Source organism: Paenibacillus protaetiae (genome assembly GCF_004135365.1).
Taxonomy (GTDB): domain Bacteria; phylum Bacillota; class Bacilli; order Paenibacillales; family Paenibacillaceae; genus Paenibacillus_AP; species Paenibacillus_AP protaetiae.
In genome coordinates this window covers 2,853,762-2,879,848 of sequence record NZ_CP035492.1, presented here as the reverse complement: position 1 = coordinate 2,879,848, position 26,087 = coordinate 2,853,762, and the positions used below count along the sequence as shown (strand labels likewise).

30 protein-coding genes and 1 pseudogene are annotated in these 26,087 nt (G+C 52.7%); 24 read left to right on the top strand and 7 right to left on the bottom strand.

The annotated features are described in order from the left end of the window. Positions 1-99: 99 nt before the first annotated feature. The 4 genes from ET464_RS13325 to ET464_RS13310 all read right to left on the bottom strand — a co-directional run bounded on the left by ET464_RS13325 (position 100) and on the right by ET464_RS13310 (position 3,164). Positions 100-828, bottom strand: coding sequence for a MerR family transcriptional regulator (locus ET464_RS13325; protein ID WP_129441646.1), 729 nt, complete (start codon positions 826-828; stop codon positions 100-102). 135 nt (positions 829-963) lie between these two features. Next, a complete protein-coding gene (locus ET464_RS13320) occupies positions 964-1,545 on the bottom strand; it encodes a M15 family metallopeptidase (RefSeq protein ID WP_129441644.1) in 582 nt (193 codons plus the stop codon). Between the two features lie 188 nt (positions 1,546-1,733). Beyond that, on the bottom strand, positions 1,734-2,240 hold the full coding sequence (locus tag ET464_RS13315; protein WP_165279998.1) for a C40 family peptidase: 507 nt from the start codon (positions 2,238-2,240) through the stop codon (positions 1,734-1,736). A 201-nt stretch (positions 2,241-2,441) separates the two neighbouring features. Then, positions 2,442-3,164: a peptidylprolyl isomerase gene (locus ET464_RS13310; protein ID WP_425271772.1), complete on the bottom strand. Its 723-nt coding sequence runs from the start codon at positions 3,162-3,164 to the stop codon at positions 2,442-2,444. 182 nt (positions 3,165-3,346) lie between these two features. On the opposite strand from ET464_RS13310, the gene ET464_RS13305 reads away from it, so the two are divergent. The 11 genes from ET464_RS13305 to ET464_RS13255 all read left to right on the top strand — a co-directional run bounded on the left by ET464_RS13305 (position 3,347) and on the right by ET464_RS13255 (position 12,426). Then, complete coding sequence (locus tag ET464_RS13305) at positions 3,347-3,463, top strand: GntR family transcriptional regulator (protein WP_129441640.1); 117 nt, start codon at positions 3,347-3,349, stop codon at positions 3,461-3,463. Beyond that, entirely contained in the window at positions 3,460-3,873 is a 414-nt protein-coding gene (locus ET464_RS13300) for a GntR family transcriptional regulator (RefSeq protein WP_129441638.1), read from the top strand. Before ET464_RS13305 ends, ET464_RS13300 begins: the two co-directional genes overlap by 4 nt. 291 nt (positions 3,874-4,164) lie before the next feature. After that, positions 4,165-5,151 carry a metallophosphoesterase family protein gene (locus tag ET464_RS13295; RefSeq protein WP_129441636.1) on the top strand — a complete coding sequence of 329 codons (987 nt, stop codon included), beginning with the start codon at positions 4,165-4,167 and terminating at the stop codon, positions 5,149-5,151. 14 nt (positions 5,152-5,165) lie between these two features. Beyond that, positions 5,166-5,990: a metallophosphoesterase gene (locus tag ET464_RS13290; RefSeq protein WP_129441633.1), complete on the top strand. Its 825-nt coding sequence runs from the start codon at positions 5,166-5,168 to the stop codon at positions 5,988-5,990. An 87-nt stretch (positions 5,991-6,077) separates the two neighbouring features. Further along, the gene (locus ET464_RS13285; RefSeq protein WP_129441631.1) at positions 6,078-7,037 is read left to right on the top strand and encodes a carbohydrate ABC transporter permease; all 960 of its coding nucleotides are present in this window, start codon (positions 6,078-6,080) and stop codon (positions 7,035-7,037) included. A gap of 15 nt (positions 7,038-7,052) precedes the next feature. Then, positions 7,053-7,892: a carbohydrate ABC transporter permease gene (locus ET464_RS13280; protein WP_244226532.1), complete on the top strand. Its 840-nt coding sequence runs from the start codon at positions 7,053-7,055 to the stop codon at positions 7,890-7,892. After that, complete coding sequence (locus ET464_RS13275; protein WP_129441629.1) at positions 7,893-8,633, top strand: tyrosine-protein phosphatase; 741 nt, start codon at positions 7,893-7,895, stop codon at positions 8,631-8,633. Between the two features lie 66 nt (positions 8,634-8,699). Next, positions 8,700-10,049 (top strand): ABC transporter substrate-binding protein, encoded by a 1,350-nt coding sequence (locus tag ET464_RS13270; RefSeq protein WP_129441627.1) that lies wholly within the window; start codon positions 8,700-8,702, stop codon positions 10,047-10,049. A gap of 266 nt (positions 10,050-10,315) precedes the next feature. After that, positions 10,316-10,663 (top strand): DUF1806 family protein, encoded by a 348-nt coding sequence (locus ET464_RS13265; RefSeq protein WP_129441624.1) that lies wholly within the window; start codon positions 10,316-10,318, stop codon positions 10,661-10,663. Positions 10,664-10,718: 55 nt separating this feature from the next. After that, complete coding sequence (gene bshB2, locus ET464_RS13260) at positions 10,719-11,369, top strand: bacillithiol biosynthesis deacetylase BshB2 (RefSeq protein WP_129441622.1); 651 nt, start codon at positions 10,719-10,721, stop codon at positions 11,367-11,369. A 136-nt stretch (positions 11,370-11,505) separates the two neighbouring features. Next, positions 11,506-12,426, top strand: coding sequence for an aldo/keto reductase (locus ET464_RS13255; RefSeq protein WP_129441620.1), 921 nt, complete (start codon positions 11,506-11,508; stop codon positions 12,424-12,426). A gap of 113 nt (positions 12,427-12,539) precedes the next feature. Here the strand turns inward: ET464_RS13255 and ET464_RS13250 are convergent, their stop codons facing one another. Continuing rightward, positions 12,540-13,055 (bottom strand): SRPBCC domain-containing protein, encoded by a 516-nt coding sequence (locus ET464_RS13250; protein WP_129441618.1) that lies wholly within the window; start codon positions 13,053-13,055, stop codon positions 12,540-12,542. A gap of 175 nt (positions 13,056-13,230) precedes the next feature. Here ET464_RS13250 and ET464_RS13245 point away from each other — a divergent pair. Further along, positions 13,231-14,012 (top strand): annotated as a pseudogene (locus ET464_RS13245) (alpha/beta hydrolase). A gap of 58 nt (positions 14,013-14,070) precedes the next feature. Here ET464_RS13245 and ET464_RS13240 read toward each other — a convergent pair. Then, positions 14,071-14,370, bottom strand: a complete 300-nt coding sequence (locus ET464_RS13240; protein WP_425271771.1) for a MarR family winged helix-turn-helix transcriptional regulator — start codon at positions 14,368-14,370, stop codon at positions 14,071-14,073. Positions 14,371-14,525: 155 nt separating this feature from the next. Next, positions 14,526-14,978, bottom strand: coding sequence for a MarR family winged helix-turn-helix transcriptional regulator (locus ET464_RS13235; protein WP_129441614.1), 453 nt, complete (start codon positions 14,976-14,978; stop codon positions 14,526-14,528). A gap of 123 nt (positions 14,979-15,101) precedes the next feature. Between ET464_RS13235 and ET464_RS13230 the strand changes: the two genes are divergently transcribed. The 12 genes from ET464_RS13230 to ET464_RS20595 all read left to right on the top strand — a co-directional run bounded on the left by ET464_RS13230 (position 15,102) and on the right by ET464_RS20595 (position 26,056). Then, the gene (locus tag ET464_RS13230) at positions 15,102-15,419 is read left to right on the top strand and encodes an ABC-2 transporter permease (RefSeq protein WP_129441612.1); all 318 of its coding nucleotides are present in this window, start codon (positions 15,102-15,104) and stop codon (positions 15,417-15,419) included. An 85-nt stretch (positions 15,420-15,504) separates the two neighbouring features. Beyond that, positions 15,505-16,077 carry a xanthine phosphoribosyltransferase gene (locus ET464_RS13225; RefSeq protein ID WP_129441610.1) on the top strand — a complete coding sequence of 191 codons (573 nt, stop codon included), beginning with the start codon at positions 15,505-15,507 and terminating at the stop codon, positions 16,075-16,077. A gap of 790 nt (positions 16,078-16,867) precedes the next feature. Further along, positions 16,868-17,176 (top strand): hypothetical protein, encoded by a 309-nt coding sequence (locus tag ET464_RS13220; RefSeq protein WP_129441608.1) that lies wholly within the window; start codon positions 16,868-16,870, stop codon positions 17,174-17,176. Positions 17,177-17,314: 138 nt separating this feature from the next. Next, positions 17,315-18,070, top strand: coding sequence for a YveK family protein (locus ET464_RS13215; RefSeq protein WP_129441606.1), 756 nt, complete (start codon positions 17,315-17,317; stop codon positions 18,068-18,070). Continuing rightward, positions 18,051-18,743 carry a CpsD/CapB family tyrosine-protein kinase gene (locus ET464_RS13210; RefSeq protein ID WP_129441604.1) on the top strand — a complete coding sequence of 231 codons (693 nt, stop codon included), beginning with the start codon at positions 18,051-18,053 and terminating at the stop codon, positions 18,741-18,743. Before ET464_RS13215 ends, ET464_RS13210 begins: the two co-directional genes overlap by 20 nt. Positions 18,744-19,043: 300 nt before the next feature. Further along, the gene (galU, locus tag ET464_RS13205; RefSeq protein WP_129441602.1) at positions 19,044-19,946 is read left to right on the top strand and encodes a UTP--glucose-1-phosphate uridylyltransferase GalU; all 903 of its coding nucleotides are present in this window, start codon (positions 19,044-19,046) and stop codon (positions 19,944-19,946) included. Between the two features lie 3 nt (positions 19,947-19,949). Continuing rightward, a complete protein-coding gene (locus tag ET464_RS13200) occupies positions 19,950-20,633 on the top strand; it encodes a sugar transferase (protein WP_129441600.1) in 684 nt (227 codons plus the stop codon). 24 nt (positions 20,634-20,657) lie between these two features. Next, positions 20,658-21,779 carry a glycosyltransferase gene (locus ET464_RS13195; RefSeq protein ID WP_129441598.1) on the top strand — a complete coding sequence of 374 codons (1,122 nt, stop codon included), beginning with the start codon at positions 20,658-20,660 and terminating at the stop codon, positions 21,777-21,779. 24 nt (positions 21,780-21,803) lie between these two features. Then, positions 21,804-23,192 (top strand): hypothetical protein, encoded by a 1,389-nt coding sequence (locus ET464_RS13190; protein ID WP_129441596.1) that lies wholly within the window; start codon positions 21,804-21,806, stop codon positions 23,190-23,192. Further along, the gene (locus tag ET464_RS13185; RefSeq protein WP_165279997.1) at positions 23,189-24,355 is read left to right on the top strand and encodes a glycosyltransferase family 4 protein; all 1,167 of its coding nucleotides are present in this window, start codon (positions 23,189-23,191) and stop codon (positions 24,353-24,355) included. The genes ET464_RS13190 and ET464_RS13185 overlap by 4 nt, the downstream gene beginning before the upstream one ends. After that, on the top strand, positions 24,355-25,518 hold the full coding sequence (locus tag ET464_RS13180; RefSeq protein WP_129441592.1) for a glycosyltransferase: 1,164 nt from the start codon (positions 24,355-24,357) through the stop codon (positions 25,516-25,518). The genes ET464_RS13185 and ET464_RS13180 overlap by 1 nt, the downstream gene beginning before the upstream one ends. Further along, the gene (locus ET464_RS20595; RefSeq protein WP_129441590.1) at positions 25,484-26,056 is read left to right on the top strand and encodes a DapH/DapD/GlmU-related protein; all 573 of its coding nucleotides are present in this window, start codon (positions 25,484-25,486) and stop codon (positions 26,054-26,056) included. Before ET464_RS13180 ends, ET464_RS20595 begins: the two co-directional genes overlap by 35 nt. Positions 26,057-26,087 lie beyond the last annotated feature (31 nt).

Here is a 26,087-nt window from a genome sequence, read left to right as displayed (position 1 = left end):
CGACTCTGTTCTCATTGTAAGCTATGAAAAAAATCCATGCCTGGCATGCCGTCTTCGTTCGGCATCCTGCATGGATTTTTTTGATTTGGGCGAAACGGATTATCCGAATGGGAAGATTGAGCGGAATAGGCTTCGTTTTTTGGGGCGTTCGCTGGCGGATGGCAGAGGCATAGGCATAAGGGCGGCGGCCTGCTCTTTTGCAGGAGCCTGAATAGCTTCCAGGCTTGCGGCAAGCTGCTTCAGCGACTGGCGCAGCTCGTCCAGCTCGCGGCGGTGCTCGAGCAGCTGGACCGAAACGACTTCATCGGCTTTGCGGGACATCGCCGCTTCGAGGCGGTTCAACCGTTCCTGCAGCTCATGCTGGACGGCGCCAAAAGCGTTGAAGGGCGCGGCGGCGGGAGCGGCTGTGCTGTCTGCAACGGCAGCAGCGGCTTCTTGTCCGGCCAAGCTAAGCTGTTCATGCGCGGTTCTGATTGTTTCGCTTGTATGCGCCGCAGCGGTTACGGCCGCATCGGCTTTACCGTCGCCAGCATCCGGCCGGGCAAATCCGGCTTCCGGCGCATCTGCCGGCGACGCACCGGCGTCAGCTTGCGCAGGCTGCTGGCGGTCAGCGCCTTCATCGGACGGCTCGTCCAGCGAGTCAAGCCTTCCGGTAGCCTGCACGCTTTCCTGAATGCGGCGCAGGGAAGCCACTTCAGACTCGCCAAACCGGAAGTGGCCAAGCTCATCTTTTTGTGCGGAAGAAGGGTGGCGGGCTACCCAGCGGAGTATTGTTGTTTGGCTGACGCCAAGCTGCTGTGCGACTTCTTTTGTTTTCAACAATGCCATCTCGGATCACCTCATTAATGGTTATTGCTGAATTATTCGCGGCCGCAAGCCGCGTACCTTCCGGCAAGACAAAGGTAGTGCCCAATCGCTAAAAGAAGTGCTTAAGCGACTGAATACGCCTTGCCGGAATCGCCACTATTCTACGGGAGGCAACTTTCCTCGCTGCAAATCGCGGATCGACAGGCCAAAGTTCATCTCCAGATGCGGATAATCGGGCGAATCCCAGTCGCCGCCCCAATCAAAGCCAAGCTTTTTCGCGAGGGCGACTACTTCCATCCAATCCGCCTTTCCGTTGCGGTTCCCGTCATAGTTCAAATCCCATAATGCTTTGCCTTTATGGTCCAGCAGCGCAAAATCGACGGCCAGCCCGTAATTGTGGTACGACTGGCCGCCCCGGGCGTTCGTTACGACTTTGCCCGGCGCCGTACGCCCTTGCGCATACAGCTTATTCTGGTCGGCAGCGCTGCGGAAGCCGTCGGAAATGATCAGTTTGATCCCTGCTTGGGCCGCTTGGGCGACAAGCTGGTCTTTTTTGTGTTCGACAATCGGGTTAAGCGACAAATCAGAGGTTTCCAATACTTTTGGGTCATTGCCCGGCTGCCATTCGTCCGGTATAAGCCTTGCCATAACAAGAAGGCCGGCCGCCAGCAGCAGCAAGCCGATCCATTTATTTTTCATCGGAACTTTATGAGAAGCATGAGAGCGCAACTGCAGCATTCCTTTCTGTATTCCGTTTCCTGTATCCGAATGTAAAGACTTTCTCATCATACTACTGTACCGCTAAGCCAGCTATCGCGCAATTTGGGCCACATAACGGAAAACAAGCCGGCCCCGGCAAAGAACCGGACCAGCTTGTCTGTTATTTTAATCGTTATAAACTCCGGCTTATCTGCCGTCATGTGCCGCTACAGCACTCTTCTTGCTGTAACGTAACGTTTGGTGTAATCGCTCAAGTTATTGATCATAATACCGTTAATATGTGTGCCGATCGTATTGTGAATGAACTTGCCGTTGCCCATATAAATGCCTACATGGCTGATGGCGGAAGACTTGCCGTTGTTAAAGAAAATAAGATCGCCTTTTTTCAGGCTGCTCTTGGACACGTAAACGCCTTGCTTGCTTTGCGAAGCGGTGCCCCATTTCAGGTTAACGCCGTATTTGCCAAATACATATTTCGTAAAGGACGAGCAGTCGAATACAAGCTTGCTCGGGTTGTTGACGCCAAATTTGTAGGTTACTTTGCCTTGCAGCGATTTCGCAGCCGTAATGATGCTGTCCGCTTTTGCCGTTGTTGCTGAAGTTGCCGCATAGGCTTGTCCGACATGTGAAGTGCCGGTTAATGCTCCTGCGGATACTAAAGTAAAGCAGCATGCTGTAGCGATCAGCGTCTTTTTCATCCAGTTGTTTGTCATTGTGTTACCTCCTGGGTGTTTGTCTCGTGCTGTGGCCCCAGTATAACATGCTGGATTTTTAATTCGTGAAAGCTTAAGCATTTCTAATCAATCCAAAAAAAGGTTAACGGCATAGGGAGATCCTTGCCCGGGTAGACAAGGATTAGCCTCCTGAATAATAGATGCCGTTAACCTTTTCATTTGTTTTTGGCGCTGTGCCGCTTACTTGGATGCGCCGCCGTTATCGGCTTTTACCGGTTCCGGGTAATCTACGCCAAACGTATCGACCGTTACTTTTTTCATCAGCATCGGCTTAAGCGGCTTATCTTTGCTGTCCCGTTTCTGATTCACAATCTGGTCAACCGTGTCCATGCCGGACAACACGATACCGAATGCCGCATATTGGCCGTCCAGGAAAGGGGAATCGGCTGTCATAATGAAAAACTGGGAGCCGGCGGAGTCCGGAGCTTCCGTCCGCGCCATGGAAATAACGCCGCGCTGGTGAAGCAGGTCGTTCTGGAAACCGTTGTCGGAAAATTCGCCTTTAATGCTGTAGCCCGGGCCGCCCATACCGGTGCCGTCAGGGTCGCCGCCTTGAATCATAAAGCCCGGAATAACCCGGTGGAATATCAGCCCGTCATAAAACCCTTTTTTCACGAGACTGATAAAATTGTTTACGGTATTCGGAGCGATATCCGGCAGCAGGCGGATTACGATTTTGCCGCCATTGTCCATCTCTATCGTAACAACCGGATTTTTGCTCCCGTCCTTGCGCGTCTCGCTGGCCGCCAGCGGCGTCTGAGGCTTGGCCGATGCGGCCGGCGGGGATACCGCGCTTCCGCTTGTTCCGTCTTTGCCGTTTTTGGCGCCGCAAGCGCTAAGCACGGCCAGTACAAGGGCAAAAATAAGCAGCAGGCTGCCGGTTCTCATTGCTGTTTTCATTATGTAGTTCCCCTTTCAATATCTGTCCTTTTTATGGTAGCACACGTGCGGCTCCGCTATCCAGTCGGGCACCGGTTTGGTTTATTTCTTTACAATATCTTTACTTTTCAAACGAATATCCATTTGCTAGTATCAGTTCCATAAACCGTTCGATTGTGATAATTACAATATAAGGAGCAAGCCTATTGTCTATTTCGTTGGAAGCGATTGCCTATAAAGAAATCCGTGACCGGATTATTAAAGCCGATTATATGCCGGGCATTCTGCTCTCGGAAAACGAGCTCGCTGCGGGCTTGGGATGAGCCGCACGCCGGTCAGGGCCGCCATCTCCCTGCTGGAGAAGGAGGGGCTGGTCGAAAGCTTTAAAGGCAGAGGCGTCATTGTTAAGGAAGTGTCCTTCCGCCATTTTTGCCAAATCCTCGAGCTGTTTGCGTCCATGCAGCTGTTTGTGCTGGATATGGCCAAAACGAAGGAGCTCGCATTCGATCTGGAAGCGCTCGGCGCCTATCTGGAAAAGCAAAACGAAGCGCGCGATACCGGCGATTTTTTAAGCTATTACGAAAATACGCTGATGTGTATGGAAACGATCTTGAAGGCATCGGGCAACGAGCATATGCTGCAGGTGCTTGAGTTGTACCGGGGCAAATTTTTATGCCGGATGGTCACGTTCCGCAAGCAGTTCCCCATACGAAGCCGCAATGGGCTAATGTAATGAACAGTCTCGTCTATGATGCGCTGCTGCGGAAAGATTATGATGCCGCGAAGGCGGCGATTCAGGAAAACTGCACCTATTCGACACAGCAGCTGATGCTGAGCGGTGTCATTTAACTAGAGCCAGTCCTTAACGGACTGGCTTTTTTGCTGTTTTTTTGGCATGCCAGAGCTTCTGGCTGTTATTTACATTTTATTTAGACTGCGAAAACATTCCACTTACATACAACCTGCATACTTTGTTCGAGATGAGGTTCACCACTATGGAAGCAAATGAAGGGAGCTTATCCGAATGACAACCGTTCAAGCAGAGAAACGCGCAAGTAAAGCATGGTATGACGAGCAGAAATTTAATACCGACAAACGCCCGTGGTTTGGCACGCTGCCTGAGCCGGCAGCCGGAGATTTCTCGTTTGCGGTGCTGGGAGACCGCTGCGGCATGGCGACAGCCGGCGTCTTTGAACAAGCGCTTGCGATCGTCAAAGATTTGAAGCCGGATTTCGTTCTGTCGGTTGGCGACATGATCGAAGGTTACTGGAAAGAAGCTGCGCCGGCGCGCGAGGAATGGGAAGACATAGATGCCAAGATCGAAGCGGTTGGATTGCCTTTCTTCCATACGGTAGGCAATCATGACTACGGCACCAGCACGATGCTGGACGTATGGCGCGAAAGAAAAGGCTTCGAATATTACGCTTTCCGCCTTGCGGATGCTCTGTTTATCGTGTTGAACACGGAGGACCCTCCTGCTGAATTTTCGGACGAGCTTATCGCAATTATTAAAAAAGCGACAGCAAATATGCAAAACGATCCGGAGCATTCGAGCGAGCATATGCAAGCTTTCATTCAAGATATTACGGGCAGCCTGCCGCCTGAGCAGCTTGCTGGCATGTCCAAAATCGACCTGGCGATCAGCGATGAGCAAATGGCATTCGTTGAACGGGCACTGGCCGATAACGAGGATGTGAAATGGACATTTGTCAGCATGCATAAGCCGGGCTGGAAATCGGAAGGGGAAGAATACCGCAAGCTGCAGGCGATGCTGGCTGGACGCCCGCATACGATTTTTGCCGGCCATCTGCATGCGATGGAATATTTGCGCGAAGGCGACCAGGAGCTGATCCAGCTGGGGCGCACCGGCGGACATGCCCACGGCGAAGGGCCGGAGAGCGAGAATCTGCTGCTGTGGGTGAACGTCCGCGACGGCAAACCGTCTTACCGGGTTATCGAACTGGGCGGCGTTCGCGAAATTGAAGGCTACGTGCCGGCAGCCCATCACTAGGAGGCGACAAAGAGATGACTTTATATTTTGCCCATCTGACGGATACGCATATCAACAAACCGGGCCATAACCCGATGTTTAACCTGAATATGACAGACAAGCTCCGCCAAGCGTTTGAGCAGCTGGGCAAGCTGGCGGAGAAACCGGCCTTTGTTGTTATCAGCGGCGATCTTACGCAGGATGGGGACACCGACGACTACCGCCATCTGCGCGCTGTATTGGATGAAGAATCCGAGAAGCTGGGCGTACCCGTCCACGTCGGATTAGGCAATCATGACTCCCGTCCGGCGTTCCGCGAAGGTTATTTGGGCGAAGCACCGTCGGAAGCGTCCTACTATTACAGTGTGAACGAGCAAGGCTTGCGTCTTATTGTGCTCAACACGCAAGTGCCGGGCACGCATGACGGGCGTTTGGATGAGGAGCAGCTGGAATGGCTGCGCGGCGAGTTAAGCACGCCTGCTCCGCTTGGTTCCATTATCGTGCTGCATCATCCGGTATTGCCAACGATGACGGATGCGATGGACACGCATCTGCTCGCTAATCCGGAAGCGCTGGGCGAAGTGATTGAAGGAACGGATGTGATTGGCCTCTTGTCCGGCCATATCCACTTCAACAGTATCGGTCTGTTTCACGGCGTGCCAAGCGCGGCGATTACCGGCGTAGCGTTTGGTCTTGATCCGACGGACCATAACGGCATGCGGTTCATTGATAACAGCGGCTACAATCTGGTTCTTGTCAAACAAGGGAAAATGATCGCAACCCCGGCTTATATCCCGGGCGAGCAGCCTGTTGTATTCGAAATGTCCTATGAAGCGATGAAGGCGCACGCACACGCATAGGAAGCTGTTACAGCAATCTGCATCCCAATCGGGTGTGAGGCGGGCTTAACGCTTGCCATCATCAGGCGAAGGAAGGATCTAACCACAATGAGCTATCAAGCAGCAGGAACGGCCCGCACTGCTTCGGGCTCCAAGTTGCAAAGCAGGAGACGTATCCTGCTGCGGCTTGGTTATTTCAAGCCTTACCTCTATTTGCTGCCGGCGCTAGTATCCATCGGCTTCTGGATTTACAAGCCGCTTGTGCAGACATTTGAGCTTAGCTTTTACCAATGGAATCTGCTTCCGACGTCTCCCAAAAAGTTTGTCGGATTCGATAACTTTCAGCACTTGTTCGACCTGCCCGATATGGGCACGGCGCTTTGGAATACGGTTATCTATACGGTAGGCGTCATACCGTTCTCGCTTCTTATTCCTTTAATTATTGCAATTGCAACCGACAACATCAGCAAGCGCGCCCGCAACGTCTACCGGGCGCTGATCTTCCTGCCGATGATTATGGCCCCGGTTGCGGTAAGCTCCGTCTGGCGGTGGATTATGCACCCGACCAACGGCATATTGAACAAGCTGCTCGCAACGATATTTCATCCTTCCGAGCCGATCCGTTTTTTTACCGACGAGAAGTGGGCGATCTGGTCCATTACGTTTATTACCGGCTGGAAGCTGATCGGCTTCAGCACGCTTATTTTCTCTGCGGCCATGACCGGGATTAACAGGGAATATGTGGAGGCGGCGCGAATCGACCGGGCGAGCCGGTTCCAGATCATTTGGCATATTATATTGCCGCTGCTGTCCCCAACGATCCTGTTTATGACGATGATGAGCACGCTGTTTGCGTCGGAATGGAGTTTCTCTTACATTAATGTGCTGACGCAAGGCGGCCCGTCTAATGCTACAACCAATATCTATTATCTGCTGTGGACGTACGGCTTCCAGACGTTCAATATCGGGGCGAGTTCGGCTGCCGCAGTGGTCTTTTTCCTCGGATTCGGGGTACTGGCATTTGGATTTATGAAATTGACGAAGAAGCTGTCCTTCTTCGATAACTAGCGGAGGGGAAGCCTTGTGGAAAGAGTTCAACGTTCGGCGGGGGTCAAACTGTCATGGTCCTCCTTCGTCAAACATGCGCTGCTGGTATGCCTTAGCTTTGTCGCCGTGTTTCCTTTATATTGGATGATCGCTACTTCCTTAAAGACGGAAGGCGACGTGTTCTCATCCAGCATCATACCGTTGCATGCGACTCTCCAAAACTATACGCAAGCCTGGCGCGCCGTACCGATGTTCCGCATGTTGTCCAACTCGATGGTTGTTGCGATCGTGCAGACGCTTGTCCAGCTATTGACCAGCGTGCTGGCGGGGTATGCGTTCACGAGATGGGAATTTAGGGGCAGCAGCCTTATTTACGGCCTGATTGCCTTAACTTGGCTCGTACCGTTCCAGGTCATTATGATCCCGAACTATGTAGCGGTCAGCGGCTTTGGCTGGCGCGACAATCTGCTGGGCCTTATTGTGCCAAACCTGGTATCGGCGTTTGCGGTGTTGCAGCTGTATAACGCGTTTAAATCGTATCCGAAAACGCTGATCGAGGCGGCCAGGCTCGACGGCGCATCGGATTGGGGCTTGCTGTGGCGCACCATTGTTCCGAATTTGAAAGCTTCCATTGCTTCGATCGGCATTCTGCTGTTTATAACAGCATGGAACGATTACTTCTGGCCGCTGCTGGTGACAACCAAGCTGGAGCATTCCACGGTACAGAAAGGGCTGCAAATGTTTATCTCCTCCGACGGCAATATGTGGGGAGCGTTAATGGCGGCCACGACGATTACAAGCTTGCCTGTATTGATCATCTACTTGCTGCTTCAGCGGCAAATTATCGACTCCTTTGTGAAAGGCGGACTGAAATAAATGACAGCTACAACAAATGAATATCCGCGGCTGCTCCGTTTGGAAGGAGCCTGCAATGCACGCGATATCGGCGGTTATGCAGCGGCGGGCGGAAAGACAGTGCAGACGGGACGGCTGTTCCGCGCCGACGGCCTGCACCGGCTGACAGCGCAGGATCAGCAGCTTATTTTGGGCAAAGGGGTGCGCACGATTATTGACCTCCGCCATGCTGCCGAGCTGGCGCAAAAGCCGAATGTATTCGCCGGGACCGAAGGCGTGAATTACATCAACATCAGCCTGATTAATCCGGCAACGGCTTCGATGGCCCAAATTCGCACTTTGGGCGATATGTATGTCAACATGCTGGATGAATGCGGCCATCTGCTGCTCCAAGTGTTTGAAAGCATTGCAGCGGAGGAGGAGCAGAATGTGCTCTTCCACTGTGCCGGCGGCAAAGACCGTACCGGTGTAGTTGCCGCGCTGCTGTTGGATCTGGCCGGCGTAGACCGGGCCGCAATTGTCGCCGATTATGCGGAGACCGAGCATAATCTTGCGCCGCTGATGCAAGAGTTCCAGGCCGAACGGCCGGCCGGCATTTCTGCGGAGCAATATCAAGCGTTCTTAGGCAGCGCTCCTGCCAACATGGAGCAAATGCTGGATCATCTGTACGACCGGTATAACGGGGCGGAAGCGTATCTTTCGCAGGCAGGCTTATCCCGCGCGCAGCTGGACGCGATTAAACGGAAGCTGCTTGAGGCGTAGCTGCCGGATCATTTTAAACAAGTCATCTAACATTTCTATGCCTATAAAGGGAGATGGACGAGAACGATGAAACGCAAATATTGGGGTACATCCGCATTGCTGGCTTTAACGGTTGCGACTGCGGCTTGCGGCAATAACAGCGGTTCCGGCAGCCCGAGCGGAGCGGCCGAAGCGGCGACTGCTAAGCCGGCAGCGGAAAGCACAGCTTCCGCAGACAAACCGGTTACGCTGAAGTTTTACAGCTATAACTTGGCGATTGCCAGCCAAGTGCCGGGCACGCAAAAGCTGATCGACGAGTTCGAGGCGGCGCATCCAAACATTAAGATCGACGCGGTTCCCGTCGCTTCGACCGATATTAACGCTAAAGTGCAGGCAGATATTGTAGCCGGCTCGGCGCCGGATATCGCGCAGCTGACGTTCGACGGCCTGGACTTTGCCGTTCACAACTTCAATGCCAAACCGCTGGAGGATATTGTGCCGGCGGATGAGTTCAAAAGCAACTTCGAAGGCTTTTCGCCAAACGGCCTGAAGCTGGGCCAGCTGGACGGCAAAACATACGGCCTCCCGTTTACGTTCAGCACGCCGGTCCTGTTCTATAATGCCAAGCTGTTTGAGGATGCGGGGCTTGATCCGAACCAGCCGCCGGCAACATGGGCGGATGTGAAGAAGGATGCGCTGGCCATCGCCCAAAAAACAGGCGCATCCGGCGTTCATATCGGCGGCGCCGTGGGCGGCGACTGGATTATTCAGGCGCTGATCGGCAGCAACGGCGGACAAGCATTGTCCGACGACCGTAAAACGATTAAATTCGGTGAGCCCGAAGCGATTGGCGCGGTTCAAATGTGGCAGGACATGATTGCAAGCGGCGCGAACGATAAAATGAACGACAGCGAGGTCATCGAAGCGTTCAGCCAAGGCAAAGTGGGCATGCTGCTTTATACAAGCGCCCTGCAAAGCTCGCTGCTCGCTGCGGCGAAAGCCGGCAACTGGGAGCTGAAAGCGGCCAAAATGCCGTCCTTTGACGGCAAGCCGACGACGCCGGTCAACTCCGGCAGCGCGCTCTTTATTTTGTCCGATGATAAAGCGAAGCAGCAGGCGGCATGGGAGTTTTTGAAGTTTGCGACAAGCGAACGCGGTTATACGATCATTACTTCTGAAATCGGTTATCTGCCGCTTCGTCCGGCTATTGTGGACGATCCGCAATATTTGAAAGACTGGGTTACGGCCAATCCGCTGGTGAAGCCGAACCTGGAGCAGCTGGACAGCCTGAAGCCGTGGGTATCGTATCCGGGCTCCAACTGGAAGCAAATCGAAACCATTCTGAACGATGCCGTTTCGAAAGCGATTATGAGCAATGGCGACGTTACTTCCATTATGCAGGATGCGCAAAAACGGGCGCAAAGCTTAATGCCGTAAAGTCCAATGTACAGCTGTACGCCAAAGAAACCTCCCGGTAATTATTGCCGGGAGGTTTCGCTTTTTATTGCGAAAGGCACTTGGATATTAAGGCGCCAGACGAGAAGCGCTGGTTTGTCGGACAAGCGGCAGGTTGTAAGTTGTTAAAATCCAATCGGATTAGGCGGATATATCGTTTGAGCCAAAAGCTATTATGAGCTATTATAGAAGTACGGCTATTATATTGGTCTTGTACATTCACAGGAACAGAAGAGGAGGAATCCCCCATGCGGATGATTGAACCGGTACGCGTACAGCTGCTGCTCGATTCGCTGAAAGAGCGTGAGCTTTACGTTCACCTTGAAATTACAAACGGCGCATATACCTCGCATCACGATAAATCGCGGCTTGTAGCTGCCAATTTTATTAAAAATGTCCCTATTCGCTATACGCATGGCTCGATTTCCGGCAGCGGCCCTTACCGGGTCGGGCTGAAACTGGAGCGGGGCGGCTGGGTGTTCGCCGAAGGGCTGACCCACTACGATGAGCATGAGACGGACCGCATTGTGCTGGAAGGCCATGAGCAGGACGGCAAGCTTGTCGTTGCGCTGCTGCTTGGGCCGGAGCCGTTCTAAGGCATATCTGTATTGCCGCACTTATGATGTATTGATATAGAAAGGAAGGGTTAACATGGAACGTATTTTAGTAGTGCTGCCGCATCCGGACGACGAATGCTTTGGGCTTTCCGGCACGCTTGCTTCCCATATCCATGATGGAGCGGAAGTGACTTACGCCTGTCTGACCTTAGGGCAGATGGCGCGTAATATGGGCAGCCCGCCGTTCGCCAACCGGATTACTTTGCCCGAAATCCGGACCCGCGAGCTGGAGCAGTCATGCCATGCCATCGGCATACAGCATTTGAAGCTGCTGGGCTTCCACGATAAAATGATCGAATTCGAAGATCAGGCGCTGCTTGACGGCCGCATCCGCGAAGTGATCGACGAGGTGCAGCCGCAGATCATTTATACGTTTTTCCCTGGCTTTGCCGTCCATCCGGACCATGACGCGACCGGAGCGGCCGTTGTGCGTGTCGTTGGCGGCATGGCGCCCGGCGAACGCCCGCTTGTCAGAGCGATGGCGTTTGCAGCCGGGCATGAGCAGGCGATTGGAGCGCCGGACGTTCAGGTGGACGTCAAGCGTTATATTGAGCATAAGCTGGCTTCGGTCCGATCCCACAGCTCGCAGTTTCATATGCATGCTGCGTTCAACAGCCAATCGGATGCCGAGGAAATTGTATCTCGGCTTGGCACTGAAAGATTCTGGACATACCGCTTCGCTTAAGCGGCGGTAAACAACAGGCGCTAAAGCTGAGCGATTCGGCGAGGCTGGAAGCCGGGTGAGAGCAGAGCGGAATAAGCAAGCCTTTCACCCGGCTCTATTTTTTTTAAGCTTACATTTGATTGGAGGAGAATTGTTGATGAAATACCGCAGATTAGGCAAAACCGAATTAACCGTATCCGTAATCGGAATCGGCACGTGGCAGTTTGGCGGCGAGTGGGGTTATCAGTTCACACAAGCGGAAGCCGACGCGATTTTGGATAAAGGACGCGAGCTGGGCATCAATCTGATCGACACCGCCGAATGTTACGGCGATCACTTGTCGGAGTCTTTCATCGGCAATTACATACAGCGGCGCAACCGGGAGGACTGGGTTATTGCGACCAAGTTTGGCCATCATTTTCACGAGCGGTTTACAAGAACCGACGCGTTTACGGGAGAAGACGTCATCAAGCAGCTGGACGCATCCTTGAAAGCGCTGCAGACCGACTATATCGACTTGTACCAGTTCCATTCCGGACCGGATGCTGCGTTTGATAACGACGAGCTGTGGACGGCGCTGGACAAGCAGGTGCAAGCGGGCAAAATCCGCCATATCGGCACGTCCATCGGCAGCAACGACAACCTGCATCAGACCGATGCATCCGACAAGGTAGGCTCGAAGACGATCCAGGTCGTGTACAACCGGCTGGACCGCAAGCCGGAGGAGCGGGTATTCCCGTCCGCCCAGCGCCAAGATTTGGGCGTGCTTGCGCGCGTTCCGCTCGCCAGCGGCTATTTGAGCGGCAAATATAAGCCGGGCGCCGTATTTGGCGCTACCGATGTGCGCCATCGCCATGACTCGGATGCTACGTTCCGTACGCTGCAGGAAGTGGAGCGCATCGCGAAGGAAGAAGTGCCGGAGGGCGTCGACATGGCCAGCTGGGCGCTCGCATGGTGCCTTGACCATGCGGCGGTGACGACAGTGATCCCGGGCTGCAAAAATCCGGAGCAGGTCGCATCCAATGCTGCAGCCGCTGAGCTGGTTACGAAACCTCATCCGCAGGATGCGGAGCTTTAATTAAGGCAGTATTCAGGTAAAAAAAGTGCAGTTTAATCAGCTTCCAATCCCCCTCTGGAGTCATTGGAGCCGAAATAAACTGCACTTTTTGCTTTTCCAAGCGGGCCAGCGGCTTATTTGCCGGCGGCTGTCTCCTTCAAGTGGGCGGCCAGACGGTCCCAGGTTTGGGACATGCCTTGCACGAGGCCCATCTCCAGCGTCGATTTCAGCGCTTCAGGGGAAGCGAAATGCGCACGGTTAATGAGTTTCGTCATTTTGCCTTTCGTCTCGAACGTCAATGTGATCAGCAGCTGCTGCATGTCCGGGTTGATGCCGCCTTCTTCATCGGAGAAATAATCGTTGTATACGATTTTATCGGGTTCTTCAATTTCGTTGTATACGGCTTTGCCCCACGAAGCCATTTCGCCGCCGTCTTGCGACATGCAGTAATGCCAGCTGCCGCCGGGACGGAAGTCGACGGAGCAATGGGTAAGCGTCCAGCCGTTTGGCCCCCACCAGCGCACAAGCTGGTCCGCTTCCTTGTAAGCGCGGAATACGGCCTCCTTGGGCGCGTCGAATACCCGCTCAAGAATGAGATCCTGGCCTTTCGCTTTGGCGGTTATTTGGCTGATGCCTTTCTTTTTGAACATGAATGTTCCTCCTTTTATGGATAAGGTGCGCTGTGTCTCCGCAGCACCGGGCGTTTGGCTTGTATTGATGGCGTACGAGTCAGATTGTACCATAAAATATTTGAAATGCAGACTCATTTATTGATAAGCTTAACGCATATGAACTCCGTGAAGGAGCGGGAAGGGGAACACGCCAGTGGCTTTTTTTCAATGCGATTTCTATTCGGATACGCTTCGGGTATCCACCTCGATGAATGTCATTTTGCCTCAGCAAAAGGAAGCAATCGGAACGTCGGGCGCTTCGTTCGAAGGCAAGTATCCGGTATTGTATTTGCTTCACGGGCTGTCGGACGACCACACGGCATGGATGCGCAAAACATCCATTGAACGTTATGCCACGGAGAAAGGGATTGCCGTTGTGATGCCGGATGTAGGCCGGAGCTTCTATGCGGACATGAAGCGCGGCTATGATTATTGGACATTTGTAACCGAGGAGCTGCCGGCTCTGGCGCGTTCTTTTTTCCCGATTTCGGACAAAAGGGAAGACAACTTTGTGGCCGGCTTGTCCATGGGCGGCTACGGCGCATTCAAAATCGGGCTGAACTTTCCCGGCCGGTATGCGGCGGCGGCCAGCTTGTCGGGCGCGCTGGATGTCCTGTCCAGAGCGGAAGACCAGGGCGGGCTGTTTTTCCCGCTGGAGGCGGAAAATATTTTTGGCTCGGTAGAAGACGTAGCGGGCGGCGCAGGCGACCTGTTTCATGCCGCCGCTCAGCTGGCTGCATATGACGGGCCCCGGACGAAGCTGTTCCAATGCTGCGGTACGGAAGATTTTCTGTACGGGGACAACCAGAAGTTTCTGGCCCATGCGCGCGGGCTTGGCCTCGATATTACATATGAAGAAGAGCCCGGCACCCATGAATGGGGTATTGGGACAAAAAAATCCAGCGGGTGCTGGAGTGGCTGCCGCTTAACCGGTAGCTTGCACGCATACAAAAAAGGAAGCAGCGGGCCGGTCCCGTATGCTTCCTTTTTGCATCTAATCAATAAATGTGCGGTTGACGCGCACCATATAATGGCCAAACTTCTGAAGATCCTCATCGTTCCATTCTTCAAATATACGCTTGAAGCGGGACATCCGGTAAGCCTGCGCATCGCGCAGCTTCTCCCTGCCCAGATCAGTCAGCTCGAAGTAGCTGGCCCGTCCGTCGTCCGGATCAGGCGTCCGCATGACATAACCTTTTTCCTCCAGGGCGGACGTTTGACGGCTGATGGTCGAGACATCGAGATGAAATTCTTCTGCAAGCGCTTTAACCCCGATTTTGCCCAGGACGGACATTTGGTATAAAAGCAAATATGCAGCACGGTCAAGCTCTCCGATTTTGCGGTTTAGCGAGGCGCGCCGGTGAAGAATGCTGATTTCATAGTCGAGCAGCTGCAATAAGGCTTCGTCCATAGTTCACCTTCTTTCCTCTAATGATGAGTTTAGTTCTATCATCGCGTACGCTTTCGGCTTTCTGCGGTTTCATTAAATTTGTGAAGCAGTTTGCCGAATGTGACGATTTCGTCCTGCGACCAGTCGGAGAGCAGATGCTCATAGAACTGTTCTCTGGACTGCCGGACTTCCGCCAGCAGCGCCGGTGCATCCGGGCTAAGCTGCAGCAGGCTGATCCGCGCATCATTAGGGTCGGTTAACCGTTCTACAAGCCCTTTTGCTTCCAGAGCATTAATTTGCCGGCTTACCGTTGAAATATCCAGCTGGAAAATATCCGAAATGGATTTGATGCCAAGCGCTCCGCGGCTTTCAAGCAGCCGGAGAATCAAATACGAGGAGCGGTCCATCTCTTTGCCCATAATGTTGGACAGGCGAGCCGCTTCGGCGCGGCGCATAAAAATCGAAATTTGGCTTTCAAGCAAGCTGTAGGGTGATTTGTCATGGTTAGTCATCGTTCTACATTCCTATCCTGTATGTCTGTATTATTGTTAGCTTACCTTGACTGCTTGCACAATGCAAGAAATGCTGGTAAATAATGTTTCGTTTTAAACAGACATTTGCAAACGACTCTTATTTTGATGCTGGTTGCGGTCTTTGGCACGCTGGGCAAGCTTGTCGGCATCGCGCTGGTCGTTACGCAGCTGGCGAGCAGCGGCGGCACGTTCCCGATGGAGCTTGCGCCGCAATGGATTCAAGCAGTGGGCGGCTGCCTGCCGATGACATACGTGCTGCGAAGCCTGAAGGCTGTTATTTCAACCGGCAACGGGGATATTTACTGGAGCAATCTGGGTGTTGTATCCGTGTATTTGATTGGTTTCGCAGCGGTTATGCTAATCGCATACCTGTTCCGCTCGTCCAAGGAAGCGCCGCTTTCCGCAGCTGCAGCGCATTAAAGCCTATTGCATTCTGGCCTGTTTGCTAGTAGTCTCACTATATTATAGGAATGGTGTATGAAGAGCGCAGGAGGTCGTTAATGCCATGAAAGCTTTACAGGATAAAATCAGGCAGGAAGGCATCGTGTTGAGCGATACGGTGCTGAAGGTAGATTCGTTCCTGAATCATCAGGTGGATCCGCAGCTGATGTACGAGATCGGTCTTACGTTTGCGGCTGCTTATGCAGACGCCGGGGTAACGAAAGTGCTGACGCTCGAGTCGTCCGGCATTGCGCCGGCCGTCATGACGGCTTTGGCGCTGAAGGTGCCGCTTGTGTTCGCCCGCAAACAGAAGTCGCTGACGCTGCGCGACGACTTGTACATCGAGCAGGTCTATTCGTTCACGAAACAGGTGGCAAGCGAAGTGGCGATTTCCCGCAAGTTTTTGTCGCCCGGCGAAAAAGTACTGATCATTGACGATTTTCTTGCGTATGGAGAAGCGGCTTTTGGCATGGCGCGTATCGTCGAAGCAGCGGGGGCAAGCGTCGCCGGAATCGGGATTGTGATCGAGAAATCGTTCCAGGAAGGCGCGTCAAAGCTGAGAGAGGCGGGGTACCGGGTCGATTCGCTGGCGCGTATTACGGCGTTATCGCCGGAAGGCATTGCATTTGCAGAATGAGATCAGGTTTGACGGGCCGGCATGGCTGCGCCGCTTTAGAGCGGACGGCAGCATGCCGGCTTTTTGGTATGCCGGATTGACGGTGTGGCGCAGGCAGCGCCGCTGCCCAATAGGGGGCTGGCCGAATAGCCGCGCAGCGGAAAACCGGGCTTGCGAAGCGGGATATCCGGCATGCAGAATCCCAGCTGGACCTACCAATTAGGCCCAAACGCACGGTAATCCGGTTTTTGGTTTTTTAGTCCGTCGCGATGGAATTTGTGCAAGAGGCATGACCTCGTATAGGACAAAATTAGGACTGCTGGCCGTTAGTCCCTTCCTTGCCGCCGCGCTTCATTTTGGCAGCGATTACATTCAGGGGCGATTATTGCGCCATTTACGGAAGATCCTTGATGTTACAGGAAAAATACGTAAATGCAGGTGAAAATGGGGTGAGTCCAAAGGTGCACCGGGCTGCAAAACAGTAAAGCGCTTTCGATATTCAGAAAAATGTAAAAACGAAAATGGAAGGCTCTAAAATGAGAAAAGGAAAAAAGTTCTCATATTGAATAATTAGGTAGCCTTGCTTATGAGAAGCATTTTCAAAATGAATAGGATTGACTAATTGAAACCAAGCCTTTATTCCCTCAACCAGCTGCGGCGTTCTGTGTCATACTTGATGCAGAGCAACACCGGAATAACGCAGGGTGCAGATGAACCCGGAGCTGTTCGAAACGTAGCTGTCTTTCATTTTCCATGGTACAGAAGAGATAAAGGTTGCACCGTGTCACTTGGATGGAGGGAAATCGAAGAGATGAACGTTTGGAATCAGGAGCAGAAAAAAGTCAGATTGGCGCAGTTTTTGAAGCGGCTGTCGGAAGACCCGACGCTCTCCCGGCGGGAAGCGGCAAGCTTAAACGAAGCGGATTTAGCCGGGCTGCCGGATTCCGGCCGAGTGAAACAGCGGGTTGATTTGGCGGCAGTTACAACGGCTTTATTGCACAAACGGGGAATCGACGCCTGCTTTGAGGATATGATGGAATTTATTATTCAAGGCGGCACGGTCGGGGCGTTTATTGATGCAGAAGGCTGGGCAGCTGTAGACAGCAAGCGCGTAATGTAACGCCTTGTTGGCAGAGCTTGGGCTGTCATGCCACGCCTCGATGGTCGCGTAATGAATAATGTATATACGAATTTCTATTCGTTTCGGAGCCTCTCGCCAACAAGTCCAACTGACTTTACAAGCAATGGAGGAACTATTTTGGAATTAAAACAATACTGGACAATCGTTCGAAAAAGATTGTGGATGATTGCGCTTATCGTCATCATCTTTTGTCTTTCGACAGGCATCTACTCTTATTACCTGGTGAAGCCGCAATATGAAGCGACCGCAAAGCTGATTGTCAATGATTACAAAGGAAGCAGCTCGCTGCTGACCACTATGGATCTTGGCGCTATTGATTCAACGGTGAAGCTGATCAAAACCTACAAAGAGATTATTAAAACGCCTCGCATTATGAAGCAGGTGGCATCGGATTATCCGCAGCTTAACGAGTCCTACGGGGATTTGATCGGCAAAGTGAACGTCAGCTCCGTGAACGAAACGCAGGTCATGTCGATTTCCGTCAAGGACGAGTCGTACGGGCACGCCGCTCAGATCGCCAACGCGGTCGCCCTTGTTTTTCAGAAATCGGTGCCTTCCTTGATGAAGGTGGACAATATTTCGGTTTTGGATCAGGCCGATCCGTCGGAATCGCATGGACCGGTTGCTCCAAACCCAAAAATGAACATTGCCGTTGCTTTTATGCTGGGCCTGATGCTTGGCATCGGCATTGCATTCCTGCTCGATTACCTGGATGACAGCATTAACACCGAAGAGGATGTAGAGCGGATACTCGGCTTGCCGGTGTTAACTTCCATTCCGCGGATCCGGGAACAGGATCTGAAGGATGCCAGCCGGCTTATGCCGGCAAAACCGATAGCGGGGAGGGAAAATAATGTCTCGTTTGACGTCTAAGTGGAACATCATTATGGACAAAAATCCGAAATCCCCTATTTCGGAAGGGTACCGGATATTGCGCACCAATCTGGAGTTTTCGCTGATTGATGACAAGCTGCAGGTCATTATGGTCACCTCCTCGACAGCGGGCGAAGGCAAAAGTACAACTTGCGCCAATTTGGCGATTGCCTTCGCGCAGGCCGGCAAACGCGTGCTGCTGATCGACGCCGATATGCGCAAACCGACGCAGCACCATATTTTTTCCGTGTCGAACCGGAAAGGGCTGACGACCATTCTGTTTCACCAGCAGGAGCTGCAGGATGCGATTCAGCATACCGACATCGACAATCTGACCGTTGTGGCGGCCGGCCCTACGCCGCCTAACCCTTCCGAGCTGCTGCAGTCCAAGCGGATGGAATCGCTGCTTGCGGCGCTGCGCGATTTGTACGATGTCATCATTATCGACACGCCGCCGATTATGCTCGTTACCGACGCTCAGCTGGTGGCCAGCCAAAGCGACGGCGCCGTGCTCGTGATCGATTCCGGCCGGGTGAAGCGCGATGCGGCGCTGAAGGCCAAATCGTATCTGGAAGTTGTAAAAGCAAAAATTATCGGTGTTGTGCTGAACAACATTCCGGTCAAGGACAACGATTCCTATTACTACTATTACGGTGAATCGAAGGAAGGCTAACCTTTTAACTAATGCCGTAAAGGTAATGTCTCCCGCACCTTTATCACTGGAGGCACTCGGTCATGCTGTGGGCCTGGCGGCCTTAGACGTTCATCGTCAAGAGTGTGATGTGAGGCGGGGTTAAATGCCCTTTAACGATTCAGATTCATTTCAAATGAATACTGCCATGATCGGGCTCTTGCCGTTCTAGAAGTCCGAGCTATGTTTTCCGCTCCGCAACAGGAGAGCATAGCTGGCATTTCTAGCATTTTGGCCTGATGAAGAACAACCAACAACATATAGAGGATAGGGTGATTTCGAATGAAAAAAGTGAGAAAAGCCATTATTCCCGCAGCCGGACTGGGAACCCGTTTTTTGCCGGTAACAAAAGCAATGCCGAAAGAAATGCTCCCAATCGTAGACAAGCCTACGATCCAATACATCGTTGAAGAAGCGATTGAGTCGGGCATCGAAGACATTATTGTGGTTACAGGCAAAGGCAAACGTGCCATCGAGGATCATTTCGACAGCAACTTCGAGCTGGAGTATACGCTGGAGAGCAAAGGCAAGCTGGATATTTTGGAGAAGGTCAGAAAATCTTCGAACGTCAACCTTCATTACATACGCCAAAAAGAAGCAAAAGGGCTTGGCCACGCCGTCTGGTGCGCCCGCAATTTTATCGGGGACGAGCCGTTTGCGGTGCTGCTGGGCGATGACATCGTAGAAGCGGAAGTGCCCTGCACGAGACAGCTGATCGAGCAATACGAAGAGACGGGCCGTTCGGTTATCGGCGTCCAGCCGGTGCATGTCGATCAGACGGACCGGTACGGGATTGTGGATCCGGGCAGAACGATCGGCCGCCTGTACCATGTGAATTCGTTCGTAGAGAAACCGGCCAAAGGAAAAGCGCCTTCGAATCTGGCCATTATGGGCCGTTACGTGCTGACGCCGGAAATATTCGAATATTTGGGCCAGCACGAAATCGGGGCGGGGGGCGAAATTCAGCTGACGGATGCGATTCAGAAGCTGAACATGAAGCAAGGCGTATTTGCTTACGACTTCCAGGGCAAACGTTTCGACGTCGGTGAGCGCCTCGGCTTTATTATGACAACCATTGATTTTGCTTTGCGCAACAACGAGCTTCGCCATCAGCTGATCAGCGAGCTGAGCGAACTGCTGGAAAGAGAGCTGGGACAACAATTAATTGGGATAAGGAGTGAATAACCGATGCAAACACCTTTGCGCGAAGATACGGCCATTCATGTCGGTGATTATTACGCGCATGCCCGGCAGGATAATGCAGGCAGCCTGTATCCGGTGCTTAAACGTGCGGTTGATATAGCAGGAGCGGCAGCCGGCATTATTTTGCTTAGTCCGCTGTTTATTATCGTGGCGCTGCTCATCAAGCTGGAGGATCCAAAAGGGTCGGTGTTTTTTTACCAAACCCGCGTAGGCAAAGACGGCGTCCGGTTCCGGATGTATAAATTCCGTTCGATGGTGGCTAACGCGGAGGAGAAGCTGAAAGAGCTGCTCGCTCAGAACGAAATCAGCGGTGCGATGTTTAAAATGAAAAACGACCCGCGCATTACGAGAATCGGCAAAATCATCCGCAAAACGAGCATCGACGAGCTGCCGCAGCTGTTTAACGTGCTGCGCGGCGACATGTCGCTCGTTGGCCCAAGGCCGCCTGTGGAGCGGGAAGTGGCGGAATATACCGAATATGATATGCAGCGCCTTGCCGTTACGCCGGGCTGTACCGGCCTGTGGCAGGTCAGCGGGCGCAACAGCCTGTCGTTCAGCCAAATGGTGGAGCTGGATCTGCAATATATCCGGGAGCGGTGCCTCATGAAGGATATGAAAATTTTGCTAAAAACGGTTAAAGCGATGGTTGGCTCCAAAGACGCGTATTAACCGGATCGATAGGAGCGAACGGAAATGGCCAAAGTCCTTCATATTACGGAGTTTACGAAAGGCGGGGTGGAAACCCACCTGAATGAAGTGCTGCAGTTCCAGGCGGACAAGCATGACGTCTATTTGATGGCTTCCGAGCTGAACTCCAGCCGGGATGCGCTGAAGATCAGCCCGGAGCGGCTTGTTCTGTATCCGTACGAGCGGAAGCCGCTTGGCATGCTCCGCGCCATGCGCGCCATCGGCCGGAAAGTGAAGGAGCTGCAGCCGGATATTATTCATGTTCACGGGACGTTCGCAGGGTTTTTCCTGCGAACGTTGTTTTTTATGCGGCGGCAGCGCCCGCCGGTTATTTATTGCTCCCACGGCTGGGCGTTTCTGATGGACACGAAGCCGTGGAAGAAACGGATTTACGCTGCGGCCGAGAAACTGCTGGCGCGCCGTACCGACTACATCATCCATATTTCGGATTATGAATTTCAGATGGCGACCCGGTACGGATTGCCATCCGGCAAATCGGTTGTCGTGTACAACGGCGTATCGGACAGCCCGGCCGCCGGGGCGGAGCCGTTTGAAGTGCCGGAAGGCCGGATTAACCTGCTGTTTATCGGCCGTTTCGACCGGCAAAAAGGATTTGAGCTGCTGCTTGATGTGTTCCGCACGAACCGGTTCCCGAATGTTCATCTGTATTTGGTCGGGGACACGGTGCTGAAGGAATCAGCGGAGCCGGTCCAGCTTCCGGATCAGGTAACGAAGATCGGCTGGGTGAACAATGCGGAAATCGGCCGTTATGTCCAAGCTTGCGACGCTGTAGTCGTTCCGTCGCGCTGGGAAGGCTTCGGCATTGTGGCGATCGAAGCGCTGCGCGGAGGGAAGCCGGTTATTGCCAGCCGGCGGGGTGCGCTGCCGGAAATTATCCAGCATGGCGTTAACGGTTATTTATTTGACTTTGATCAGCCGGAGCAGCTTGCCCGTTTGATCCGTTCGCTGGATAAGAAGGAGCTGGCCCGGATGGGAGAAGCGGGGGAACAAATCTTTTACCGCAAATTCCACTCCGTCAAAATGAATCAGCAGATCGAGCGGATCTACGACAGAGCGCTCCGCGGCGAGAAAGAAAGCTTTGCCGCTGCTGTAAAAACATATGGTTAACGCTTAACCGATTGGAGCTAACGAATGAATTTACGAATGTTGACAAGCCGGCCGGCGGAGGAGGGGACGGGGCGCGGAGGGCTGAGCAAGCTGCTGCTTTCCGCCTATTTGTGCTTCATGCTGCTGCTCACCGTTTATCAGGACTTTCCCCTGGCTAACGCCATTGGTGAAATCGGCAGATCCCCGATCATTCTGATGCTACCGGTTTTTTTGTTTTGCGAAGCTGCGATGCTGGCTAAACATAAACGAGTGGTGCTTGGAACACCGTTTCAAAAGTATTTGGCGGCTTTTATCTGTTACTTGTGGGTCATAAGCCTGATTTATATTTTTGCTGAATTTTTAAAGGGGACCTACAGCTTCGGTTCCGAAAATCTGCTTGGAAAAGCGGTCAAAGTGCTGATCTATTTTGTCGTCATCTTGCTGTACATCCGCCATATGTCGCTCCTGTTTTCCAAATTCAGAAGCTACAAGGCGCTGTATGGCTGCTTTCTATTGGTCGTGACGGTGCTCCTCCTCATTATGAGCGTTGAGCTGGCTACGATGCCTAACGCATTCCCTTTTTTGCATTCCGGCAGCAATCCGTACTGGCGGGTCCGGCTGCTTACTTCGGAAAGCAGCACCACCGGCTCGATTGTGGTCGTTTATACGGCCATCCTCATTTTTTTGAGCAGCCAGCTGAAAGGTGCCGCAAAGCTGCTTTCGTATGCGTACGGGGCGTTTTTTTTCCTGTTTTATTTGATGAATACGGGCTCGAAGGGCTTTATGATCGTCAGCATGCTGACGATGGTCGTGACGATGGTTAAATTTCTGGATTTCCGGAAGAAAAAAAATTTTTTCCTGCTGCTGGCTGTTATTGCAGCCATGTATTTGTTTATTGCCAACTTTTCGGCCGGGCTGATCAGCTCTTTTAACAACGATATCGAGAACTACACCTCGTCGTCGACGCGCCTTGGCACGATTATTATCGCCGTTGCGACGGTCATTCAGCAGCCGTTTGGCGTCGGCACGGGCGCTTATTTGACATTTTTTCAGCAAAACGTGGACATAGCGGTCAACTTGCTTGGCAAGCTGTATTACAAGCTGTTCGGGATGAGCCAAATCAATACGTCCGAGCTGATGACCTATTCCGACTCGGACAAAAATTTGGGCGTGAAGTCAGGGCTGTTCCAGTGGATTATGTTCGGCGGCTTGTTCTCCGTCGCCTATTTCTATTTAATCGCCCGCAACCTGATTGCGAAAGTGAAGTCCAATTCGATCTTATTTATGGCGTTAATTAATATTTTGCTGACGCTGCTGTTTGTCGCCCTTGAAATTAAATATGAAATATGGCTGTTATTTGCGTTTATCAGCTTTTTTCTCGGGCCAGCCGACAGCGAGCAGCCGGCATCCCAAAAACCGGAGGTGGCCCAATGAAAATTCTTGTAGCCTGCAGCGATTTCCCTTATCCGGCCGACCACGGCGGCAGAGTGGACACATGGGGGCGGATTCAGGTGCTTGCCGAACTCGGCTATACGATACATTTGGTCGTATGCGGCAAGCAGATGCCTTCGGAGACCGACATGAAAGTCGTGAAAGGTTATGCCGAAAAAGTATTTCTGTGCGGCAGAAAAAGCAAAATTACCGATCTGCTGCATGCCGATCCGATGCAGGTGCAGTCCAGAACGGAGCTTCGAAACGTACAGGTCGATAAGGACTACGATTACGTGCTCCTCGAAGGGGATTATGTATATCCGCTTCTGGACAATCCCAACGTCGGCTCCGCTACTCCAATTCTGCGTGTACATAACGATGAAGCGGTGTACTTTAAGTCGCTGGCGCAAAGCACCCGCAAAGCGGCCCATAAGCTGTACTACCGTATGGAAAGCCGCAAATTCGAGCAGCTGAGCAAAAAAATGCTGGAGAAAGTGGACAAGTATTTGTTTATTTCCAGCAAGGAATTCGAGAAATTCCGACGGGAGCATCCGGCAGCCACAAGCCAGTTTTTGCCGCCGCCCGTATCCAAACACTTTCGGAAAGGTTCTTTTACCGGCAAACATGTCGTGTTTATCGGCTCGCTTTTTATGCCGAACAACCGGGAAGGCATCGAATGGTACTTGAAGTATATTCATCCGCTTCTGCTGAAGGAGCAGGATTATAAATTCATCATTGCGGGCAACACCCGCAAGATGAGCTTAAGCTGGCTGGAGCCGTACAACCTGATGAACGTTGTTGTGCATGATACGCCGCAAAACCTGGATGATATTTATCAGAGCGGTTATTTGTTCGTCAATCCGATGCAGCACGGCGCCGGCGTCAAGCTGAAGACGATCGAAGCGATTCAGAACGGCTTGCCGGTCGTATCCACTTCGGTCGGCTGCGAAGGAACGGGCCTGAAGGATAACGAGCATATTATGGTCGGGGACAGCCCGGAGGAGTTTTATGTCCGAATCCGAACGCTTCTCGATAATCCGGAGCGGGCAAAGTCGCTTCTGGACGCGTCGCAGCAGTTTATCCGCAAGCATTATAACCATAAAGATGTGCTTAGCAGCTATATCGGCTCGCTGCAGCCAACCTATCCGATAAAGCAGGTGCTTTAATGAGAAGCGATACAAGAACAAACGTCATGTTCGTCACGCACGCGGACAAAAAAGGCGGAGCCGAGCAAAGTTTGATTCACCTCATTAATTTCATCGACAGAACCCAGTTTCGGGTGTTTCTGCTCAGCCCGAAAAACGCCAATTATTTGCATGAAATCCGTGCGGAATATACGCATTTTCCGTTAGAACTGAACAGCATCAAGCAGCGTTACGGTTTCGGTTATCTCGAGACGGTCATGAAGATCCGGTCGTTCGTCCGGAAAAACCATATTTCCATCGTGCATGCCAATGGCTGGCGGGCGCCTTGGTACATCGCGCCGTTAAAGCTGCTGACCCGCAAGAAGCTCGTGTGGCATCACCGCGATCATACGCATCTACGGATGTTTAATGAAGTGCTGCCGCGGTTTTTCGACCGGGTGATTTGCATATCCGAGTTCGTGGCAAGCTCCATTCAAGGCCGCAACAAAACGGTTATTTATAACGGGGTAGACCCTTCGCTTGCGCTGGCGCCTAAAAGCAGGCGGTTTATGGAGGACGGGCAGCTCATTATCGGGATGTTCGGCCGGATCGTCGAATGGAAAAGATATGATCTCGTCATTGAAGCGGTCAAGCGATTGGCCGATTCAGGCCGGAAAGACTGGAAGCTGTGGATCGTCGGAGACGCCTCTGTAGATGGTTCGGACCATTATTACGAGGACTTGATCTGGAAATCGGCGGAATACGGGCTGGAGAACCACATTCTATTCCATGGTTACAGCAGCAAGCCGCTGGATGTTATGAAAGAATGCGATGTGACGGTCAACTTCTCGCTGAACGAGCCGTTCGGGCGGGTCATTATCGAGTCGATGCTTGTCCAGACGCCGGTTATCGTATCGGATTCGGGCGGCGCGCCGGAAATTATCCGCCACACGGACGGCGGTCTTATTGTGCAAGACGGGGATGTGGGCGAGCTGTCGCAGGCTTTGGCCCGCATATATGACAACCCGGCAGACCTTGAGGTTTTATCCAAGCTGGGGTACCAGAACGTTATGAAAAAATTTGATATGGCGGCCATTGCCCGGCAGGTTGAAGCGGCTTACCGCCGTCTGCTGCCGAAAGGGCCAAAGAAGGAAGCGGCAGGTGAAGCACATGAGTATTCCGTACCGTCAAATCCCTATCGGTAAGCTGTTCGCCGTGCTGAAGGGGGCGGTCGTTTTTCCGGTGAAGGCAAGCTCCGCAGGGCGATTATGCCGCATACAGGGGAAGCTGTCTTTGCGCAATAAAGGAAAGCTGGTCATCGGCCGGAATGTCGCCTTCCATGCGAAGCCGTTTCCGTCCTCCGTTACCGTCGGGAAGCAAGCGAAGCTTACGATTGGCGACAACGTCTTTTTTAATTACGGCCTCGATATCGGATGTACGAAGTCGATTACGATCGGCAGCAACACGATTATCGGCCCGATGGTTAACATGATTGATACCAATTTCCATCCGGTAGACGTGCATGACGAGTCGCGCGGCAAAGCGATTGTCATTGCGGACAATGTCTGGATCGGGCGGGGGGCGGTTATTTTGCCCGGCGTCACAATTGGCAAAGGTTCGGTGGTGGCGGCCGGAAGCACGGTAACGCGCGACATTCCGCCCGGTGTGCTGGCCGGCGGGACGCCGGCAAAGGTCATTCGCGAGATCGACGTGCCGGATGACTGGATCCGCCGGTATAACTAAGCGGCAGCCCGGGCTAAGCGGGACGATAGAG

Excerpts from the sequence above, each read along its gene's own strand:
- ET464_RS13325 (WP_129441646.1), bottom strand. The coding sequence starts at position 828 with ATGGCATTGTTGAAAACAAAAGAAGTCGCACAGCAGCTTGGCGTCAGC.
- ET464_RS13320 (WP_129441644.1), bottom strand. The coding sequence starts at position 1,545 with ATGCTGCAGTTGCGCTCTCATGCTTCTCATAAAGTTCCGATGAAAAAT.
- ET464_RS13315 (WP_165279998.1), bottom strand. The coding sequence starts at position 2,240 with ATGACAAACAACTGGATGAAAAAGACGCTGATCGCTACAGCATGCTGC.
- ET464_RS13300 (WP_129441638.1), top strand. The coding sequence starts at position 3,460 with ATGAGCCGCACGCCGGTCAGGGCCGCCATCTCCCTGCTGGAGAAGGAG.
- ET464_RS13295 (WP_129441636.1), top strand. The coding sequence starts at position 4,165 with ATGACAACCGTTCAAGCAGAGAAACGCGCAAGTAAAGCATGGTATGAC.
- ET464_RS13290 (WP_129441633.1), top strand. The coding sequence starts at position 5,166 with ATGACTTTATATTTTGCCCATCTGACGGATACGCATATCAACAAACCG.
- ET464_RS13285 (WP_129441631.1), top strand. The coding sequence starts at position 6,078 with ATGAGCTATCAAGCAGCAGGAACGGCCCGCACTGCTTCGGGCTCCAAG.
- ET464_RS13275 (WP_129441629.1), top strand. The coding sequence starts at position 7,893 with ATGACAGCTACAACAAATGAATATCCGCGGCTGCTCCGTTTGGAAGGA.
- ET464_RS13270 (WP_129441627.1), top strand. The coding sequence starts at position 8,700 with ATGAAACGCAAATATTGGGGTACATCCGCATTGCTGGCTTTAACGGTT.
- ET464_RS13265 (WP_129441624.1), top strand. The coding sequence starts at position 10,316 with ATGCGGATGATTGAACCGGTACGCGTACAGCTGCTGCTCGATTCGCTG.
- bshB2 (WP_129441622.1), top strand. The coding sequence starts at position 10,719 with ATGGAACGTATTTTAGTAGTGCTGCCGCATCCGGACGACGAATGCTTT.
- ET464_RS13255 (WP_129441620.1), top strand. The coding sequence starts at position 11,506 with ATGAAATACCGCAGATTAGGCAAAACCGAATTAACCGTATCCGTAATC.
- ET464_RS13250 (WP_129441618.1), bottom strand. The coding sequence starts at position 13,055 with ATGTTCAAAAAGAAAGGCATCAGCCAAATAACCGCCAAAGCGAAAGGC.
- ET464_RS13240 (WP_425271771.1), bottom strand. The coding sequence starts at position 14,370 with ATGTCCGTCCTGGGCAAAATCGGGGTTAAAGCGCTTGCAGAAGAATTT.
- ET464_RS13235 (WP_129441614.1), bottom strand. The coding sequence starts at position 14,978 with ATGACTAACCATGACAAATCACCCTACAGCTTGCTTGAAAGCCAAATT.
- ET464_RS13225 (WP_129441610.1), top strand. The coding sequence starts at position 15,505 with ATGAAAGCTTTACAGGATAAAATCAGGCAGGAAGGCATCGTGTTGAGC.
- ET464_RS13220 (WP_129441608.1), top strand. The coding sequence starts at position 16,868 with ATGAACGTTTGGAATCAGGAGCAGAAAAAAGTCAGATTGGCGCAGTTT.
- ET464_RS13210 (WP_129441604.1), top strand. The coding sequence starts at position 18,051 with ATGTCTCGTTTGACGTCTAAGTGGAACATCATTATGGACAAAAATCCG.
- galU (WP_129441602.1), top strand. The coding sequence starts at position 19,044 with ATGAAAAAAGTGAGAAAAGCCATTATTCCCGCAGCCGGACTGGGAACC.
- ET464_RS13200 (WP_129441600.1), top strand. The coding sequence starts at position 19,950 with ATGCAAACACCTTTGCGCGAAGATACGGCCATTCATGTCGGTGATTAT.
- ET464_RS13195 (WP_129441598.1), top strand. The coding sequence starts at position 20,658 with ATGGCCAAAGTCCTTCATATTACGGAGTTTACGAAAGGCGGGGTGGAA.
- ET464_RS13190 (WP_129441596.1), top strand. The coding sequence starts at position 21,804 with ATGAATTTACGAATGTTGACAAGCCGGCCGGCGGAGGAGGGGACGGGG.
- ET464_RS13185 (WP_165279997.1), top strand. The coding sequence starts at position 23,189 with ATGAAAATTCTTGTAGCCTGCAGCGATTTCCCTTATCCGGCCGACCAC.
- ET464_RS13180 (WP_129441592.1), top strand. The coding sequence starts at position 24,355 with ATGAGAAGCGATACAAGAACAAACGTCATGTTCGTCACGCACGCGGAC.
- ET464_RS20595 (WP_129441590.1), top strand. The coding sequence starts at position 25,484 with ATGAGTATTCCGTACCGTCAAATCCCTATCGGTAAGCTGTTCGCCGTG.